This window comes from Desulfofundulus luciae (assembly GCF_030813795.1).
GTDB classification, from domain to species: Bacteria; Bacillota; Desulfotomaculia; order Desulfotomaculales; family Desulfovirgulaceae; genus Desulfofundulus; species Desulfofundulus luciae.
Map to the genome: position 1 here is coordinate 1 of NZ_JAUSUX010000068.1, position 1,204 is coordinate 1,204.

The window sequence follows — 1,204 nt, forward strand, 5'->3', positions numbered from 1 at the left end:
CTACTCGATAATCTGGGTGACCACGCCGGCTCCGACGGTACGGCCACCTTCCCGGATGGCGAAGCGCAGCCCTTCTTCAATGGCAATGGGGGTGATCAGCTTGATCTCCAGCCGAACGTTGTCCCCGGGCATCACCATCTCCACACCTTCAGGCAGCGTTATCGTTCCCGTCACGTCCGTCGTCCGGAAGTAAAACTGCGGCCGGTACCCGTTAAAGAACGGCGTATGCCGTCCTCCTTCTTCCTTGGTCAACACGTATACCTCCGCACTGAAGTGGGTGTGCGGCTTGATGCTCCCGGGCTTCGCCAGCACCATCCCCCGCTCCACTTCCTTCCGGTCAATCCCGCGTAACAGACACCCAATGTTGTCCCCTGCTTCCCCACGGTCCAGAATCTTCCGGAACATTTCCACGCCCGTGACCACCGTCTTCTTCGGCTTTTCCATCAGTCCCACTATCTCTACTTCGTCGCCCACCTTCACCGTGCCCCGCTCTACACGCCCCGTCACCACCGTACCGCGACCGGTAATGCTGAACACGTCCTCTATGGGCATCAGGAAGGGCTTGTCAATGTCCCGCTGCGGCGTCGGAATGTATTCGTCCACCGCGTCCATCAGTTCCCAGATCGATTTGCACCATTCGCACTCCCGTTTCCCGCAACCGCATTCCAGCGCCTTTAACGCCGAACCGGTGATCACCGGTACGTCGTCCCCGGGAAATTCATAGGTGGACAGAAGTTCCCGCACTTCCATCTCCACCAACTCCAGAAGTTCCGCGTCGTCCACCATGTCCGCCTTGTTCAGGTATACCACAATGTAGGGCACCCCCACCTGCCGGGCCAGCAATATGTGCTCCCGCGTCTGGGGCATGGGACCATCCGCCGCCGATACCACCAGAATCGCCCCGTCCATCTGGGCCGCACCGGTGATCATGTTCTTCACGTAGTCCGCGTGGCCCGGACAGTCTACGTGGGCATAGTGCCTTTTCTCCGTCTCGTATTCCACGTGGGCCGTGTTAATGGTAATCCCCCGCTCCCGCTCTTCCGGAGCGTTGTCGATCTCTTCGTATTTCTTGACCTGCGCCTTGCCCACCGTGGCCAGCACCGTGGTGATGGCTGCCGTCAAAGTGGTCTTCCCGTGGTCAACGTGTCCAATGGTCCCTACGTTTACGTGGGGTTTGGTCCGCTCAAATTTGGCCTTGGCCATG

The 1,204-nt window shown here is 59.4% G+C and carries 1 protein-coding gene; it reads right to left on the bottom strand.

Annotated features, from left to right (window positions below; genetic code table 11):
• On the bottom strand, nucleotides 1-1,203 hold the full coding sequence (gene tuf, locus J2Z49_RS14735) for an elongation factor Tu (RefSeq protein WP_307403946.1): 1,203 nt from the start codon (nucleotides 1,201-1,203) through the stop codon (nucleotides 1-3).
• Between the last annotated feature and the right edge of the window lies 1 nt (nucleotide 1,204).

Excerpts from the sequence above, each read along its gene's own strand:
- tuf (WP_307403946.1), bottom strand. The coding sequence starts at position 1,203 with ATGGCCAAGGCCAAATTTGAGCGGACCAAACCCCACGTAAACGTAGGG.